At 64.3% G+C, this 15113-nt stretch carries 13 protein-coding genes; 5 read left to right on the top strand and 8 right to left on the bottom strand.

The annotated features are described in order from the left end of the window. Nucleotides 1-2: 2 nt before the first annotated feature. Complete coding sequence (locus tag V1278_RS20935; RefSeq protein ID WP_334382071.1) at nucleotides 3-2489, bottom strand: caspase family protein; 2487 nt, start codon at nucleotides 2487-2489, stop codon at nucleotides 3-5. 264 nt (nucleotides 2490-2753) lie between these two features. On the opposite strand from V1278_RS20935, the gene V1278_RS20930 reads away from it, so the two are divergent. Beyond that, on the top strand, nucleotides 2754-3221 hold the full coding sequence (locus V1278_RS20930) for an aminoacyl-tRNA deacylase (RefSeq protein ID WP_028345827.1): 468 nt from the start codon (nucleotides 2754-2756) through the stop codon (nucleotides 3219-3221). Nucleotides 3222-3295: 74 nt separating this feature from the next. Here the strand turns inward: V1278_RS20930 and V1278_RS20925 are convergent, their stop codons facing one another. The 5 genes from V1278_RS20925 to V1278_RS20905 form a co-directional block, all read right to left on the bottom strand. Then, nucleotides 3296-3715 (bottom strand): CBS domain-containing protein, encoded by a 420-nt coding sequence (locus tag V1278_RS20925; protein WP_334362945.1) that lies wholly within the window; start codon nucleotides 3713-3715, stop codon nucleotides 3296-3298. Between the two features lie 191 nt (nucleotides 3716-3906). Next, on the bottom strand, nucleotides 3907-5424 hold the full coding sequence (gene adh, locus V1278_RS20920) for an aldehyde dehydrogenase (RefSeq protein ID WP_334362946.1): 1518 nt from the start codon (nucleotides 5422-5424) through the stop codon (nucleotides 3907-3909). 137 nt (nucleotides 5425-5561) lie between these two features. Further along, a complete protein-coding gene (locus tag V1278_RS20915; RefSeq protein ID WP_334362948.1) occupies nucleotides 5562-6527 on the bottom strand; it encodes a helix-turn-helix domain-containing protein in 966 nt (321 codons plus the stop codon). A 189-nt stretch (nucleotides 6528-6716) separates the two neighbouring features. Next, on the bottom strand, nucleotides 6717-10226 hold the full coding sequence (dnaE, locus tag V1278_RS20910; RefSeq protein ID WP_334382070.1) for a DNA polymerase III subunit alpha: 3510 nt from the start codon (nucleotides 10224-10226) through the stop codon (nucleotides 6717-6719). Between the two features lie 467 nt (nucleotides 10227-10693). Next, a complete protein-coding gene (locus V1278_RS20905) occupies nucleotides 10694-11440 on the bottom strand; it encodes an outer membrane protein (protein ID WP_334362950.1) in 747 nt (248 codons plus the stop codon). Nucleotides 11441-11740: 300 nt separating this feature from the next. Here V1278_RS20905 and V1278_RS20900 point away from each other — a divergent pair, with 300 nt between their 5' ends. From V1278_RS20900 to V1278_RS20885, 4 genes are all read left to right on the top strand, one after another. After that, a complete protein-coding gene (locus V1278_RS20900; protein WP_334362951.1) occupies nucleotides 11741-12034 on the top strand; it encodes a DUF3551 domain-containing protein in 294 nt (97 codons plus the stop codon). Nucleotides 12035-12169: 135 nt separating this feature from the next. Continuing rightward, nucleotides 12170-12430, top strand: a complete 261-nt coding sequence (locus V1278_RS20895; RefSeq protein WP_334362952.1) for a DUF3551 domain-containing protein — start codon at nucleotides 12170-12172, stop codon at nucleotides 12428-12430. Continuing rightward, nucleotides 12430-12687 carry a DUF3551 domain-containing protein gene (locus V1278_RS20890; RefSeq protein WP_334362953.1) on the top strand — a complete coding sequence of 86 codons (258 nt, stop codon included), beginning with the start codon at nucleotides 12430-12432 and terminating at the stop codon, nucleotides 12685-12687. The genes V1278_RS20895 and V1278_RS20890 overlap by 1 nt, the downstream gene beginning before the upstream one ends. Nucleotides 12688-12811: 124 nt before the next feature. Further along, on the top strand, nucleotides 12812-13075 hold the full coding sequence (locus tag V1278_RS20885) for a DUF3551 domain-containing protein (RefSeq protein WP_334362955.1): 264 nt from the start codon (nucleotides 12812-12814) through the stop codon (nucleotides 13073-13075). An 8-nt stretch (nucleotides 13076-13083) separates the two neighbouring features. Here the strand turns inward: V1278_RS20885 and V1278_RS20880 are convergent, their stop codons facing one another. Further along, nucleotides 13084-13782, bottom strand: a complete 699-nt coding sequence (locus V1278_RS20880) for an ABC transporter ATP-binding protein (RefSeq protein ID WP_334362956.1) — start codon at nucleotides 13780-13782, stop codon at nucleotides 13084-13086. 7 nt (nucleotides 13783-13789) lie between these two features. Beyond that, the gene (locus tag V1278_RS20875) at nucleotides 13790-15070 is read right to left on the bottom strand and encodes a lipoprotein-releasing ABC transporter permease subunit (RefSeq protein WP_334362958.1); all 1281 of its coding nucleotides are present in this window, start codon (nucleotides 15068-15070) and stop codon (nucleotides 13790-13792) included. Nucleotides 15071-15113 lie beyond the last annotated feature (43 nt).

Below are 15113 nucleotides of genomic sequence, written 5' to 3'. Positions count from 1 at the left end.
GATCAGCATCGGCCCGGCAGGCACCCCCTGGCCGCGGCCGCCGGAGCCGGCGCCGCACGCGGTGCAGCCATCGGCGGTGGTGCGGCCACACGCGCGGGTGCCGGGGGTGGTGCGGCCATCCTTGGTGGAGGCGGTGGCGGCGCAGCCATCCTCGGTGGAGGCGGTGGCGGCGCGGCCATCCTCGGTGGAGGCGGTGGCGGCGCGGCCATCCTCGGTGGAGGCGGTGGCGGCGCGGCCATCCTCGGTGGAGGCGGTGGCGGCGCGGCCATCCGCGGCGGCGGCGGTGGGGGTGCGGCCATGCGCGGCGGCGGGGCCGGCGGCGCAGCCATCCTGGGTGGAGGCGACGGTGCGGCCATCCTCGCTGGTGGAGGCGGCGCGGCCATCCTGGGCGGGGGCGATGCCGGGGCTACTCGCGCTGCCGGCGGTGGCGGGGGCCTTGCCACATGCGCCGCAGACGGTGGCGGGCCACGCCGCAGCTCAGGTTGTAGTTGAGGTTTTGGCGCAACCGCAGCAGACGGCCTTGATGGCGCGGCGGCGCTGGGTGGCGGCGCAACCGCGGGCTGCCGGCCTGCCGGAACCGCGGGAGCCGTCGCGCCAACGGCCGGCCGTGCACCGACCGCGCCGGGTGCAGTGGGCGCCGCTGTTCCTCCCGGGCGCAACGCACCCGGCGCTGGCCTTGCGTTCGGATTGACGGCGGCGCTCGGGGGCGCGGCTGGCGCGCCCCTGGCGCCCGGAACCGGCAGGGCGTTGGTCCTCGGCGGGGTCTGTGTCGACGGCAGCGCGGCTGGTGCGTTCGCCGGCTGCACCGCGCCCGGCCGTCCGGTCTGCCCGGCGGGAGCGGCGGGCAAACCGGTCCTCACGGCAGGACTGATCGCGGCGCTTGGCGGCACCGGCGCCTTGCCCTGCTGGATCAAGGTGGCCCGTTGCGCCACGGCAGGCGGCAGCGTCGGTGTGGCGCCACCAACCTGGCCCGGCGCAACCACCCTCGCCGCCGGGGAGCCGGGACGTCCCCTGTCGCCAAGTCCCGCCGCAGGCAAAGTGGGCTGCGGCCTGTTGATGACGTTGTTGATCACGGCCCGGTTGTGGATGTTGGCAAAGATGATGTTGTTCGGCGGCGGCGCGACATAGCGCGGCGGCCTCACATAGACCGGTATCGGCACAAAGATCGGCTGCGGCAGGATGAACAGCCCGATCGGCGGCGGTGGCGGCTCCAGCACCACGAAATCATCCGGCGGCGGCGGCAGGTAGTAGACCGGCGCCGGTGGCGGCGGGACAAAATCGAACTCGGGATCGCTGAACACCAGCACGGGACGATCGACATAGATGATCTCGTCCGGCGGCGGCGGCGGCACGTCGTAATCGATCACATCGAATGTCGGCGGCGGCTCGACCGGCGCAGTGAGAATGACCAGCCGGCGGCGCGCGTCGGCCGCATGAGGCCCGCGCGGGTAGCGTTGCAGATACGACCAATAGGCGTTCGGGGTGTCGGCGCGGTAGGTGCGGCGCCAGGTGATCGCTTCGCGCCGTGCCGCAGCGATCGCCCTCACCCGCTTCGCCATGGGATCGTCGGGATAGGCGGCGAGAAAATCCTCATAGGCCGGCAGCGTGTCGCGCTCCAGCGCCGCGGTGTAAGCGTCCTGCGCGCCGAGATCACGGATCGGTTTGCTGCGGATGGCGGCGACCTGATCCGGCGGCGCCGGGGCGGGCGCATCCGGTGAGCGCTCAAAGAACGTGAAGCTAGCGTCGACCTTCTGGCTGTCCCAGGGCACCTGCGCGCCCTTGCTGGCTTCGTTGACGCGAAGCCGGACGCGATTGAAAACCTCCGGCAGCGGCAATCCACCGGTCCGGATCATCTCGGCCAGCGATTGGGCGTAGATGCCGTACGGTCCTTGCTCGGCAGGCGCTACCGTCCCGGGCGCCGCGTTGAACGCGATCAGCATATGCGGGTCGGCCTCGACCAGAGCGAGACCGCTTGCGATCTGTCCCTCGACGAACGGCTGCTGCCGCGCCGCGTCCAGCACGACGATTCCGGCCTTCAACGGGAGCGAGGCGAGTTGGCGGATGTAGTCGCCGGTCCGCAACGCCTCGGTCGGAACATCGGTATCCCGGTTGATCGCGGAGTCGACCGGCACGAAATAGTTCTCGCCGGCCAATTGCAGCCCGTAACCGGCCAGATAGACCATCGCGACCGTGTCCGGCCCCGAGCTTTCGGCCTTCTGGATGAAGTCGCGGAAACTCTTGCGCAGCGTGTCGCCATCGAGGTCGCGGGCGCCGATCACGTCGAATCCCGCCGCCTGCAAGGTTTGGGCGATCAGGCCGGCATCGTTGGCCGCGGTTGCCAGCGGCGATTTCGCATAGGCGGCATTGCCGACCACCAGCGCGATGCGCTTTTCCTGCTGTTGCGCAGCGGCGGAGGTCAAATGACCGGCCAGACCGGACATCGCGACGAGACACACCGAGAGGATCGACAAACTTCTTACTACCTGCATGGGATCCCACCCTGTCTCCGCCCGCGCTGTATGAGACGCGCGTTAAGCTGAACCTTTCTTGAACAAATGCGCTCTCAGCAAGGCATGCTGCAAGTCAAATCGAGCCCGAACGCCCTCGCCGCCCGGTTCCGGCACGGAGATTCGCATTGTCGCGGCCGCCCGGCGGGCGTATCCTTCCATCCTAATCGTGTTCGCCCGCATCGTGAGGCGACTGCGCGAGTTCCTCCCGGTGTGCGGAATGCCCATGCAATGGAGGAAATCGTCATGACCGTCGCCCCAACCCTGCAAAAATACCTGGATCAAAGCGTCACCTACGATGTGATCCCTCATGCCCCCACGAAGTCATCGACGCGCACAGCAGAAGCCTGCCACGTGCCGGGCGATGCGCTGGCCAAGGCCGTCGTGCTGCGCCGCGACGGCGGCTACATGATGGCCGTTCTTCCGGCCTCCCATCACCTGCATCTGTCGACCCTGAAAAGTCAGCTCGGCCACAAGGTCGACCTGGCGAGCGAAAAAGAGATCGCGGAGCTGTTTGTCGACTGCGACATTGGAGCGATCCCGCCGGTTGGCGAGTGCTATGGGCTCGACGTCATCGTCGACGACAGCATCGACCCGCGACGGGATATCTACATGGAGGCCGGCGATCATGCGACGCTGATCCGCATGGACGGCGAGCAATTCGCGCGACTTAACGCCAAGGCCTGGCGCGGCCACTTCAGCACGCACGATTGAGGCCGCTCGATCATGCCGACGCCCGCGTCGATCTCGACGCGGGCTGTACCCGTTAGCGCGAGGGCTGCCGCGCGTCAGTGATGGGCGGCAACGCTCTTCACGCATCCGGCCAGCAAATCATTGGGCGCCGAACGGCTGACGTCGCCCAGGCTGATCATGCCGACCATTCGCTTGCTCTTGTTGATCACCGGCAACCTGCGGACCTGCAGCGTCTCCATGTGATGGACGGCCTTGGCAAGGTCATCGTCCTCGCGGCAGCAATGGATGCCTTCGGTCATCACGTCGCGCGCCTTCGCACGGCTGGGGTCGAACTTGCCGTCCGCAAGCCCTTTGCAGACGATGTCGCGATCGGTGACCATCCCGACCAGGTGGTCGTCCTCTCCGATCGGAATGCAGCCGATGTCATGTTCTCGCATCAGTTTCGCGACTTCGGTGATAGGCGTATCGGGGTTGACCCAGTCGACCCCCTTGTGCATCGCGTCTTTGACTTTCATGGCGGACCTCCGTAACTGCGATTTCAGGTAATACTCCCGTGATGCAGCACAGTTCCCCCTCGACTCGATTAAATGACGGTTTCGGGTAGGTCGGCATCGAAAAAGGCAATGACAACTTCTTGAATTCGCGAAACGTCGTTGCGCGGGTTTGAAGTGCCCCGCGCAACGCCGTCGCCCAAGTCAGAAGGATGTCAGAAGAAGCCGAGCTTCTTCGGGCTGTAGCTGACCAAGAGGTTCTTGGTCTGCTGGTAGTGGTCCAGCATCATCTTGTGGGTCTCGCGGCCGACACCCGATTGCTTGTAACCGCCGAATGCGGCATGTGCCGGATAGGCGTGATAGCAATTGGTCCAGACGCGGCCCGCCTGGATGGCGCGGCCGAAGCGGTAGAGCCGGCTCCCATCGCGGCTCCAGATGCCGGCGCCGAGACCATAGAGCGTGTCGTTGGCGATCGCGAGCGCTTCGTCGTCATCCTTGAAGGTCGTGACCGAAACGACCGGTCCGAAGATCTCTTCCTGGAAGATGCGCATCTTGTTGTTGCCCTTGAACACCGTCGGCTTGACGTAGAAGCCGCCGGCGAGGTCGCCCGGCAGTTCGTTGCGCGCCCCGCCGGTTAGCACCTGCGCCCCCTCCCCGCGGCCGATATCGATATAGGACAGGATCTTGTGCAGTTGCTCGGAAGATGCCTGCGCGCCGATCATGGTCGCTGGATCGAGCGGGTCGCCCTGCACGATCGCCTCGACCCGCTTCAACGCCCGCTCCATGAAGCGGTCGAAGATCGATTCATGGATCAGCGCGCGGCTCGGACAGGTGCAGACTTCGCCCTGGTTGAACGCGAACATGACGAAGCCTTCGATCGCCTTGTCGAAGAACTCGTCATCCTCGGCAGTGACGTCCTTGAAGAAGATGTTGGGCGACTTGCCGCCGAGTTCGAGCGTCACCGGAATGAGGTTCTGGCTGGCATATTGCATGATCAGCCGGCCCGTCGATGTTTCCCCGGTGAAGGCAATCTTGGAAATGCGCGGCGATGAGGCCAGTGGCTTGCCGGCCTCTAGGCCGAAGCCGTTGACGATATTGAGCACGCCGGGCGGCAAGAGGTCGCCGATCAAGCCTGCCCACACCATGATCGCCGCCGGGGTCTGTTCGGCCGGCTTCAGCACGACGCAGTTTCCGGCAGCCAACGCCGGCGCGAGTTTCCAGCACGCCATCAGCAGCGGGAAGTTCCAGGGAATGATCTGGCCGACGACGCCGAGCGGCTCGTGGAAATGATAGGCGACGGTATCGTGATCGATTTCGGATAGGCTGCCTTCCTGGGCGCGGATGGCGCCGGCGAAGTAGCGGAAATGGTCGATGGCGAGCGGAATGTCGGCAGCGGTGGTCTCGCGGATCGGCTTGCCGTTGTCCCAGGTTTCGGCGAGCGCAAGCAGATCGAGGTTTTCCTCCATGCGATCGGCGATACAGTTCAGGATCAGCGCGCGTTCCGCGACGCTGGTGCGGCCCCAGGCTTCCTTGGCAGCGTGCGCCGCGTCGAGCGCATCTTCGATGTCCTTGTCGTCAGAGCGCGCGACCTCGCAAAGCAGCCGGCCGTTGACCGGCGAGAAATTCTCGAAATAGCGGCCCGAGCGCGGCTCGGCCCATTTTCCGTTGATGTAGTTCCCGTATCGCCTTTCGAACGGGGCCTTCGCAGTTCGTGAAAATTCAACCTTGTTCATGGCTGTTCCTCGCTATGGCGTCGCTGAATGCGGCGCTCGGAAAAAACCATGGCGAAGGCCGGTTTTGCTGTCTGCCCACCGAAACCGGATCGCGGGGGCGTGTGTCGCAGAACTGCGACAGTCGAACGGGAGAATCTTTAGTGAGCGCGATGGAGGTCGAGGCGCCGCAGCTTCCGGTGCAGGGTCGCGCGGCTGATGCCGAGCGCCTCAGCGGCGGCCGAAACGTTGCCGCCGCTGCGCGCCAGCGCCCGTTGCACGGCCGCCCGCTCGGCCTGGTCGAGATCGCGAGCCGGACTGGACGCGCCGCCGAGCAGGTCCGCCGCCGGCAACGGCTTCTTCAGAAAATCCCGCGTCACGCCGAGCGCCAGCCGCGCCGAACGCGTTGCACCGATGACGAGGTCATCGGCATCGACCGCGATCAGCCCGCCGCCGCCGCGATTGATGTCGGGCGCAAACAGGAAGCGGGCGTTCGGAAACGCCAGCCGGAAATTCTCCGTCTCGATCCGGCGGGCGGCATCGCTGACCGCCACCGCAATCAAATTGACGAACCCTTCCGTGAGGTCGGCGCGGCAGGAAGACACGTCGAGCGCGGCAGCCAGCCTGCCCTCGTGGTCGTAGATCGGCGCCGACGTGCAGCTCAAAAGTGTGTTGCGCGCGTAGAAATGCTGGTCGCGATGGACGGTGAGCGCGCGCTGCTCGGCCAGACACGTTCCGATGCCGTTGGTGCCCTCACACTCCTCGCTCCAGACCGTCCCGGTCCACAAACCCCACGCCCTGAACGTCTCGTCGTCGGACGCGGCGCCGCGCCGGTCGACAGGCACGCCGTCGCGATCAGCCAGCAGCACGCAACAGCCGACGCCGCCGACGGCAAGAAACAGCCGGTCGAGATTGGATTGCGCGGCGCGAACCAGCGGCTCGATCTGCCGGCGCGCCAATTCGAATTCGGCCCGGCTCAATCGGCGCGGCAGATTGCATTCGGCGGGGTCGAGGCGATGAAAATTCGACGACCGGCGCCAGGAAGCAACCACAGCTGACGTGGCAGCCGAGCCATGCGCGACTGTCGCCTGCACCTGATCGGCATGGTGTTTGGTGGTCTGCGCCACGCTCCATCCTCCCGGAATGCAACCCTACCCGGCGGGCGTGACATAGCGAATTGATCTGGATCAAACGAGGGCGACCTTGGTCTATCTCGCGTCAAGCTGCAGGGGGCCGCGGCCATCACGGCGATGATGCTGACACAAATTGGCAGTATATCGTCTCAGCCAAGCGCTATCCGCGCCGCTCCGGCCCGCCTACAGCGTCTGCACATCCACCACGCCGGCCACCGCCTTGATCGCACCGGCGATCTGCGGCGAGACCTTGAAGCGGCCCGGCAGCTTCATCTCCACCTCGGTCTGCAGATCGAGCATGATGACGAGCGAGACGTCGCCATCGGCGCCCCCCGACGGCGCGGGCGCCGGCTTCGCCGGCAGGCCCTTGGCCGAACCGTTTTGCGCCGATGCTTCCGGCATGTTGAGCCGTCGTGCAATCGAATCCAGCGGTTTGGTGTCGCGAACGAAAATCCGCAGGCCCTTCTGGGTTTTGGCCGCTGCGTCATCCAGCGGCTCGGCATGCAGCACCCGCGCGCGCACGTCTTCGCCCTGCAACTCGGCGCCGAGCTGCAGCAATACGGCCGCCCCCGGCTCCAGCACATCGCGGTATTGCGCCAGGCCTTCAGAAAACAGCACGGCCTCGAAATGTCCGGTCGGATCCGACAGGCCCATGATGCCCATCTTGTTGCCGGTCTTGGTGCGGCGCTCCATGCGCGACACCACAGTGGCTGCAACTCTGCCCGCCGTCGCACCGGTCTTCACGGCACGCGAGAATTCCGCCCAGGACTGCACCCGCAGCCGCTTCAACACGGTGGCGTAGTCGTCGAGCGGATGGCCAGACAGGAAGAAGCCGACGGCATCGTATTCGCGGCGGAGTTTTTCGGCCGGCAACCAGGGCTCGATCTGCGGCAGCATGATGGTCGGCGCGTCGGCAGCATTGCCGAACATGTCGTTCTGACCGATCGTCGCGGCTTCGTGGCTGCGCTGGCAGGCAGCGAGAATCGCGTCCGCCCCGGCAAAGACATGGGCGCGGTTCGACTCCAGCGTGTCGAATGCGCCGGCCGCGGCGAGGCTTTCGATGATGCGCTTGTTGATCGCGCGCGGATTGACGCGGGCGGCGAAGTCCGCAAGCGAGGTGAAGGCGCCCTTCTTGCGCTCCTCCACGATCTGCTCGACCGCCTGCAGGCCGACGCCCTTCAGCGCCGCCAGCGCATAGTAGATGGTTTTCTCGCCAACCTCGAAGGTGGCGCCCGAGCGGTTGATGTTCGGTGCCTCGACCTTGATGCCGAGCCGCTGCGCCTCGGCGCGAAACTCCGAGAGCTTATCGGTGTTGTTGAGTTCGAGCGTCATCGACGCCGCCAGAAACTCCACCGGGTAATGCGCCTTCATGTAGGCGGTGTGGTAGGACACCAGCGCGTAAGCCGCGGCGTGGCTCTTGTTGAAGCCGTAGTCGGCGAATTTGGCGAGCAGTTCGAAGATCGTGTCCGCCTGCCCTTTCGGCACGCCGTTCTTGACGGCGCCGGCAACGAAGATCGCTCGCTGCTTCTCCATCTCGGCGCGGATCTTCTTGCCCATCGCGCGGCGCAGCAGGTCGGCGTCGCCGAGCGAATAGCCGGCCATCACCTGCGCGATCTGCATCACCTGTTCCTGGTAGATGATGACGCCGAACGTCTCTTTCAGGATCGGCTCCAGGATCGGATGCAGATATTCCGGCTCCTCGTCGCCGTGCTTGCGCGCGCAATAGGTCGGGATGTTGGCCATCGGACCCGGGCGATAGAGCGCCACCAGCGCGATGATGTCCTCGAACCGGTCGGGGCGCATGTCGATCAGCGCGCGCCGCATGCCCTGGCTTTCCACCTGGAACACGCCGACCACATCGCCCCGCGCCAGCATCTGGTAACTCGGCGCATCATCGATCGGCAGCGTCGCCAGGTCGACATGGATGTTGCGCTGTTTGAGCAGTTTCACCGCGACGTCAAGCACGGTCAGCGTCTTCAGGCCGAGGAAGTCGAACTTCACGAGCCCGGCCGGCTCGACCCATTTCATGTTGAACTGGGTCACCGGCATGTCGGACTTGGGATCGCGATAGAGCGGCACCAGTTCGCTTAAAGGTCGGTCGCCGATCACGATGCCGGCAGCGTGGGTCGAGGCGTGGCGCGTCAGTCCTTCGAGGCGCTGGGCGATGTCAAAAGCGCGCGCGACCACCGGGTCCTCGTCGCGAAACGCCTGCAGCTTCGGTTCACCCTCGATCGCCTGCGCCAACGTCACCGGCGCGGCAGGATTTTGCGGCACAAGTTTTGTCAGCTTATCGACTTGGCCGTAGGGCATCTGCAGCACGCGGCCGACGTCGCGCAGCACGCCGCGCGCCTGCAGCGTTCCGAAGGTGATGATCTGCGCCACCTGATCGCGGCCATAGCGCTGCTGCACGTAGTCGATCACCTCGCCGCGGCGGTCCTGGCAGAAGTCGATGTCGAAGTCCGGCATCGAGACGCGTTCGGGGTTGAGGAAGCGCTCGAACAGCAGCCCAAAGCGAATGGGATCGAGGTCGGTGATGGTGAGCGCGTACGCGACCAGCGAGCCGGCGCCGGAGCCGCGGCCCGGACCGACCGGAATGTCGTGGGCCTTGGCCCATTTGATGAAGTCCGAGACGATCAGAAAGTAGCCCGCATAGTTCATGCGGTTGATGACGTCGATTTCGAAGGCGAGACGCTTCTGGTATTCCTCTTCCGTCGCGCCGGGCGACAGGCCATGAACCTGGAGACGCCGTGCGAGCCCCGCCTCGGCCTGACGCTTCAGCTCCACGGCTTCTTCGGTTGCCGCGTCGGAGCCCGAATCGGCGCCGACGGTGAAACGCGGCAGGATCGGTTTTCTTGTCTTCGGCCGAAACGAGCAGCGTTCGGCGATCTCGATCGTGGAGGCCAGCGCTTCCGGAATGTCGGCAAACAGCACCGCCATTTCGGCGCGGGTCTTGAAGCGGTGATCAGGGGTGAGCTGCTCGCGGTCGGTCTCGGCGATCAGCTTGCCGCCAGCGATGCACAACAACGCATCATGGGCCTCGTAATCGTCGTTCGATGCGAAATATGGCTCGTTGGTCGCGACCAGCGGCAGGCCCTTGGCGTAAGCGAGATCGATCAGGCCGGCCTCGACGCGACGCTCCTTGTCGATGCCATGGCGCTGCAATTCGACATAGAGGCGATCGCCGAACAGGCCCGCCAGCCGGTCGATACGCGCGGCTGCAAGCGCTGTGTGATCGGCGTTGAGCGCCAGCGAAATCGGACCGTCGGGGCCGCCGGTCAGCGCGATCAAATCCTCGGCATCGCCCTTCAGCCATTCGAGCTTGATGTGCGGGGATTGATGGACCGGTGTTTCCAGAAACGCCCGCGAGTTCAGCCGCATCAGGCTGCGGTAACCGCGCTCGCGCGCCGCCAGCAGTACGATTCGCGACGGCGTGGCAGCCAGCGAATTGCGGGCGTTGGGATCTTGGTCGCCGAAATCGACGGCGAGCTCGCAGCCGACGATCGGCTGGATGCCGTAGCCAGCCATCTTGTCGGAGAATTCCAGCGCTCCGAACATGTTGTCGGTGTCGGTCAGCGCCAGCGCCGGCTGGCGATCGGCTTTCGCCAGTTCGCCGAGTTTGGCGATCTTGATGGAGCCCTTCAGCAGCGAATAGGCCGAATGAACGTGGAGATGAACGAATCCGGCACTGGACATGGTCGCTTAACAGGCTCTCGCATATGGTTAGGAGCGATCATCGGCCGCTGGGTGCGCGCCGACTCGCCGCCGCAATGGTGATGCCTTGGCCGGACGGAGTCCACGCGGAACGCCGCTTGCGCACCCGCCATCCGGCTTTTCCCCAGCCCGTCGCAAGCCGAATCGGGCCGGTTCTCCGCCCCGCCTCAAAGCTGCGGGATCACCTGCGCCCACACCGCGATCATCCCGACAAACAGCGTAATCGACGCCAGCGCCGCCGCCTCTTCCACGAACATCCGCAACATGATCCGACTCCCACGGTCAAAGAACATATGAGGAACATTGTTCCTTTTTTGTTCTTGGAGTCAAGTCCGTCTCACGGCGCGTCTTACGACAATTCCGGCTTGGTTAACCGGCGCGCCACACCAATAAAAAAAGCCCCGGGAAGGTCCCGGGGCTTCGATGTTGGTCGCAGGTCGCGCGCGAGATCAGTACCTCGTGACGGCCGGGCCGCCGAAGCGATAGTTGATGCGGGCGGTGACGAGATCGACGTCCTGGTCGATGCGAACATTGCCGGCGAACGCGCCACCCGGCGTGGTGAAGGCGTAGGTACGGTCCTGCATGAACAGGTGATTGTACTCGACGCCGACCGACCAGTTCGGGGCGAAGCCGTATTCGAGGCCTGCGCCGACCACGCCGCCCCAGCGGGTGTCGTCATTGGTCGTAGCCAGCAGTGCGCCGGTAGGAACGTCGAACCTGCGATACTCGTTCGAGGTCACAGCCGCACCGCCCTTGACGTAGAGCAGGACGTTGTTGACGGCATAACCAACCTGACCAGTGAACAGGCCGAACGCATTCACCCGCGATTCGTTGCGAACCGTGGGATCGAGCAGGCTGAGGTTGCTGCCCTGGAAGTCGGCCCAGTTGCCCTGCGCTTCAACGCCGAACACCCAGGTGCCAGCCTGCCAGCGATAGCCGATCTGGCCACCGATCGTGCCGCCGTCCGCGTCATGGGAGCCTTCGCCGAAAGTGCCAACGCCCGGCAGGAGATTCCAGCTATTGCGGCTCGTGCCATAGCCGCCGTTCGCACCGATGTAGAATCCGGTCCAATCATACACAGCAGCGACCATCGGGGGCGCCTTGGTGTAAGGGCGCGCAGCGAGATCAGCAGCAACAGCCGGCGCAGCCGCGCCGAGCGCGATCAGACTGGCCGTAACAAGCAAAACCTTCTTCATTCTTATTCCCGTTCCTTTTTTGACAGCCCCCAAGGCCGTGGCATGCTCATAGCATCGTCAGCTCGAATTGCTGTAACCTCACTGCAACAACGCACATCAAACGGCCTCAGTGTGAACGTAAGTTAATGTTGTCCTGCAGGCATCTTTTGAAACATTGCGCCGAGCCTCGCCGCAAAAAATTCACATTTTAGTTTTGCGGCGGTATTGCAAGGCGGATTGGCTTGACGGGATTGCAGAGCTGCGGCTTGTGTCGATCAGAATGGAACGCGAAGTGCCGATGCGCCGTGAGGGAGATTCGAAATGCGTAGAGCGATTCTGGCTGTGCTGACCGCGATCGGATTGACAGCTATCGGCGCTGCGCCTGCCGAAGCGGTCGGCACTCGATATCCGTTCTGCCTTCAGGGAGACGAGTATCCGGCGCTGAGCTACTGCACGTTCACGAGCTACGAGCAGTGCCAGGCGACTGCATCGGGACGCTTTCTCACCTGCATCGCCAATCCTTATTATGTCGGCGAGAGCGAACCGCCGCCCTCCAACTATCGCCCGCTGCCCGGCCGCGCGCTGCCGCCCGCCCCCGGCTACGGCAGGTACTGACCACCACCGAGGGCTCGTTGCGCCCTGTTTGCGCCCCGCCGACGGCCATTCCAACGCGCGAACGTGATTTGACGCGGACGTTGGCGAGTCGTCTGCTTAGCGACTGAAGATTGCAAACGCTGCGGCGGAGGATGCATGCGAAGGGCATTGCCGGCGCTCATGGTCGCCGGTGCTGTGTCGGCAGCGGTTGCGATGCCGGCGGCGGCGCGCGAGTTTCCCTACTGCGTCAAGGGCTGCGATTTCGGCGCCGGTGCCGGCGATTGCAGTTTTTCGTCGCTCGCGCAATGTCAGGCAACCGCCTCCGGGCGAGATGCGGGTTGCGCTGCGAATCCCTATTTCAACGCCAAGGCGGAAATGCAGACCGATCGCAGCCGCCAATCCCGAAGGAGATTCTGATGCGTATTTTGGCTTTGGCAATTTTGGCAGTCGGAGCGGCACCGGCGCAGGCACAGACTTACGATCCCCGCTATCCGGTTTGCCTGCATGTTTATAACAGGGGGATCAACTACTACGAATGTGCCTATACCTCCCTGCCTCAATGCAACATGTCGGCGTCGGGACGCTCGGCGCAATGCGAGATCAATCCGTATTTCGCACATGCATCGCAAGAACCGTCGGCACGACGCAACAAGCGCTACCGCAACGGCTACTGACCGCGAGCCCTTGCAACGCGCGAACGTGATTTGACGCGGCCGTTGGTGGGTCGTCTGCTTAGCGACTGAAGGTTGCATGGGCTGCGGCAGACCGCCCGCGGCCGCCAACCCAAGGAGCTTCCAAATGCGCATTCTGGCTTTGGCAATTCTGGCAATCGGCGCAGCTTCGGCCGCTGCACCGGCGCAAGCGCAGACGTACGATCCCAGCTATCCGGTTTGCCTGCATGTGTACGGCAAGATCAGCTATTACGAATGCAGATATACTTCGCTGGCCCAGTGCAACATGTCGGCGTCGGGCCGCTCGGCGCAATGCGTCGTCAATCCCTATTACGCACAGGCTCAGGGACCGTCGGGACCTCGCAACAGGCGGTACCGCAACGTCTACTGACGTCGCCGTTATTCGAGTTCGACGACCCGGCCGTCGACCAGCGACACCCGCCGGTCCATGCGGCCGGCCAGCTCCATGTTGTGGGTGGCGATCAGCATCGCGACCTGCGTCGCCTTCACGAGCTGCATCAGCGCCTTGAAGACGTGATCGGCGGTATGCGGATCGAGATTTCCGGTCGGCTCGTCGGCGAGTAACGCCCGGGGCGCATTGGCGACCGCGCGCGCGATGGCGACGCGCTGCTGTTCGCCGCCGGACAGTTCCGCCGGACGGTGCGAGATGCGATCGCCGAGGCCGAGATAGGCCAAAATCTCCTGCGAGCGCTTGATCGTCTCGGAGCGTTTGAGGCCGCGGATCATCTGCGGCAGCATGACGTTTTCGAGCGCGGTGAATTCCGGCAACAGCCGATGCGATTGATAGACGAAGCCGATGTCGGAGCGCCGGATCTGGGTGCGGTCGATATCTGATAGTTGCGAGGTCGGCGTGCCCGCTACATAGACCTCACCATCGTCGGGGCTTTCGAGCAGGCCCGCGATGTGCAGCAGCGTCGACTTGCCCGATCCCGACGGCGCCACCAGCGCCACCGACTGTCCCGCCCACAGCGCAAGCTTGGCGCCGTTGAGGATGGTCAGCGTCGCCTCGCCCTGTCGGTACTCGCGTTTTATCTCGTGGAGATAGATAACGGGTACATCTTCCGCCTCCTCGGCCATCGCGCCCTCACTCATAACGGAGCGCGTCGACGGGATCGAGGCGCGCTGCGCGCCAGGACGGATAGAGTGTCGCTAGGAACGACAGCGTCAGCGCCATGATCACCACCGCAGTGGTTTCGCCGAAATCGATCTCGGCCGGCAGCCGGGAGAGGAAATAGAGTTCCGGCGAGAACAATTCGGTGTTGGTCATCCAGGACAGGAACTGCCGGATCGATTCGATATTCAGGCAGATCAGCATGCCGACGAAAAATCCGGTCAGCGTGCCGACCACACCGATCGCAGCGCCCGTGATCAGGAATATCCGCATGATCGAGCCCTGCGACGCACCCATGGTGCGCAGGATGGCGATGTCCTGGCCCTTGTCCTTGACCAGCATGATCAGGCCCGAAACGATGTTGAGCGCGGCAACCAGCACGATCATGGTCAGGATCAAAAACATCACGTTGCGCTCGACCTGAAGCGCGTTGAAGAAGGTCGAGTTGCGCTGCCGCCAGTCGACCAGGAACACCGGCCGCCCGGCTGCCTCCGTCACGCTCTTGCGGAACGCGTCGATTCGATCGGGATTGCTGGTGAATACCTCGATCGCGGTGACGTCGTCCTTGCGGTTGAAATAGGCCTGCGACTCCGGCAGCGGCATGAACACGAAGCTTGCGTCATATTCCGACATGCCGATCTCGAACACGGCCGCGACCTTGTAAGGCTTGATGCGCGGCGTCGTGCCCATTGGGGTCACCGCGCCCTTGGGCGCAACCAGCGTGATGGTGTCGCCGGCATGCAGCGACAATTGATCGGCGAGCCGGCGTCCGATGATGACGCCCTGCCCCTCGTCAAATCCCTCCATCGTGCCTTGCTTGATGTTCTTGGCGATCGAAGTGAGGTTGTTCAGGTCCGCAGCGCGCATGCCGCGTACCAGCACACCGGCGGCGTTGAAGGCCGAGGACGCCAGCGCCTGGCCGTCCACGACCGGCGCGGCAAGGCGGATGCCATCGACCTGGCTGATGCGCTCGGCGACGTCCTTCCAGTCGGTTAGCGGCGATTCCAAGGGCTGCACCAAGATGTGGCCGTTCAGCCCGAGGATCTTGTCCAAGAGTTCCTTGCGAAATCCGTTCATCACGGCCATCACGATGATCAGCGTGGCGACGCCGAGCATGATGCCGAGGAACGAAAAGCCGGCGATGACGGAAATGAAGCCTTCCTTGCGACGTGCCCGCAGGTAACGCCCAGACAGCAGCCATTCGAAGGGCGCAAAAGGCGGAGTTCGGGCTGTCTCGTTCATGGTCTCATCCATTACTCGATAATCCCATGATTCGGGCCAAATGTGGCCGTATTGG

It is taken from the genome of Bradyrhizobium sp. AZCC 1577 (assembly GCF_036924575.1).
Lineage (GTDB): Bacteria > Pseudomonadota > Alphaproteobacteria > Rhizobiales > Xanthobacteraceae > Bradyrhizobium.
Note: the sequence above shows the minus strand (reverse complement) of the source record. Positions and strands in the feature narration are given on the sequence as shown.

Coding starts and splice junctions, on each gene's coding strand:
- V1278_RS20895 (WP_334362952.1), top strand. CDS start 12,170: ATGCGAAGGGCATTGCCGGCGCTCATGGTCGCCGGTGCTGTGTCGGCA.
- V1278_RS20925 (WP_334362945.1), bottom strand. CDS start 3,715: ATGAAAGTCAAAGACGCGATGCACAAGGGGGTCGACTGGGTCAACCCC.
- V1278_RS20905 (WP_334362950.1), bottom strand. CDS start 11,440: ATGAAGAAGGTTTTGCTTGTTACGGCCAGTCTGATCGCGCTCGGCGCG.
- V1278_RS20875 (WP_334362958.1), bottom strand. CDS start 15,070: ATGGATGAGACCATGAACGAGACAGCCCGAACTCCGCCTTTTGCGCCC.
- V1278_RS20930 (WP_028345827.1), top strand. CDS start 2,754: ATGACCGTCGCCCCAACCCTGCAAAAATACCTGGATCAAAGCGTCACC.
- V1278_RS20885 (WP_334362955.1), top strand. CDS start 12,812: ATGCGCATTCTGGCTTTGGCAATTCTGGCAATCGGCGCAGCTTCGGCC.
- V1278_RS20900 (WP_334362951.1), top strand. CDS start 11,741: ATGCGTAGAGCGATTCTGGCTGTGCTGACCGCGATCGGATTGACAGCT.
- V1278_RS20935 (WP_334382071.1), bottom strand. CDS start 2,489: ATGCAGGTAGTAAGAAGTTTGTCGATCCTCTCGGTGTGTCTCGTCGCG.
- V1278_RS20890 (WP_334362953.1), top strand. CDS start 12,430: ATGCGTATTTTGGCTTTGGCAATTTTGGCAGTCGGAGCGGCACCGGCG.
- adh (WP_334362946.1), bottom strand. CDS start 5,424: ATGAACAAGGTTGAATTTTCACGAACTGCGAAGGCCCCGTTCGAAAGG.
- dnaE (WP_334382070.1), bottom strand. CDS start 10,226: ATGTCCAGTGCCGGATTCGTTCATCTCCACGTTCATTCGGCCTATTCG.
- V1278_RS20880 (WP_334362956.1), bottom strand. CDS start 13,782: ATGGCCGAGGAGGCGGAAGATGTACCCGTTATCTATCTCCACGAGATA.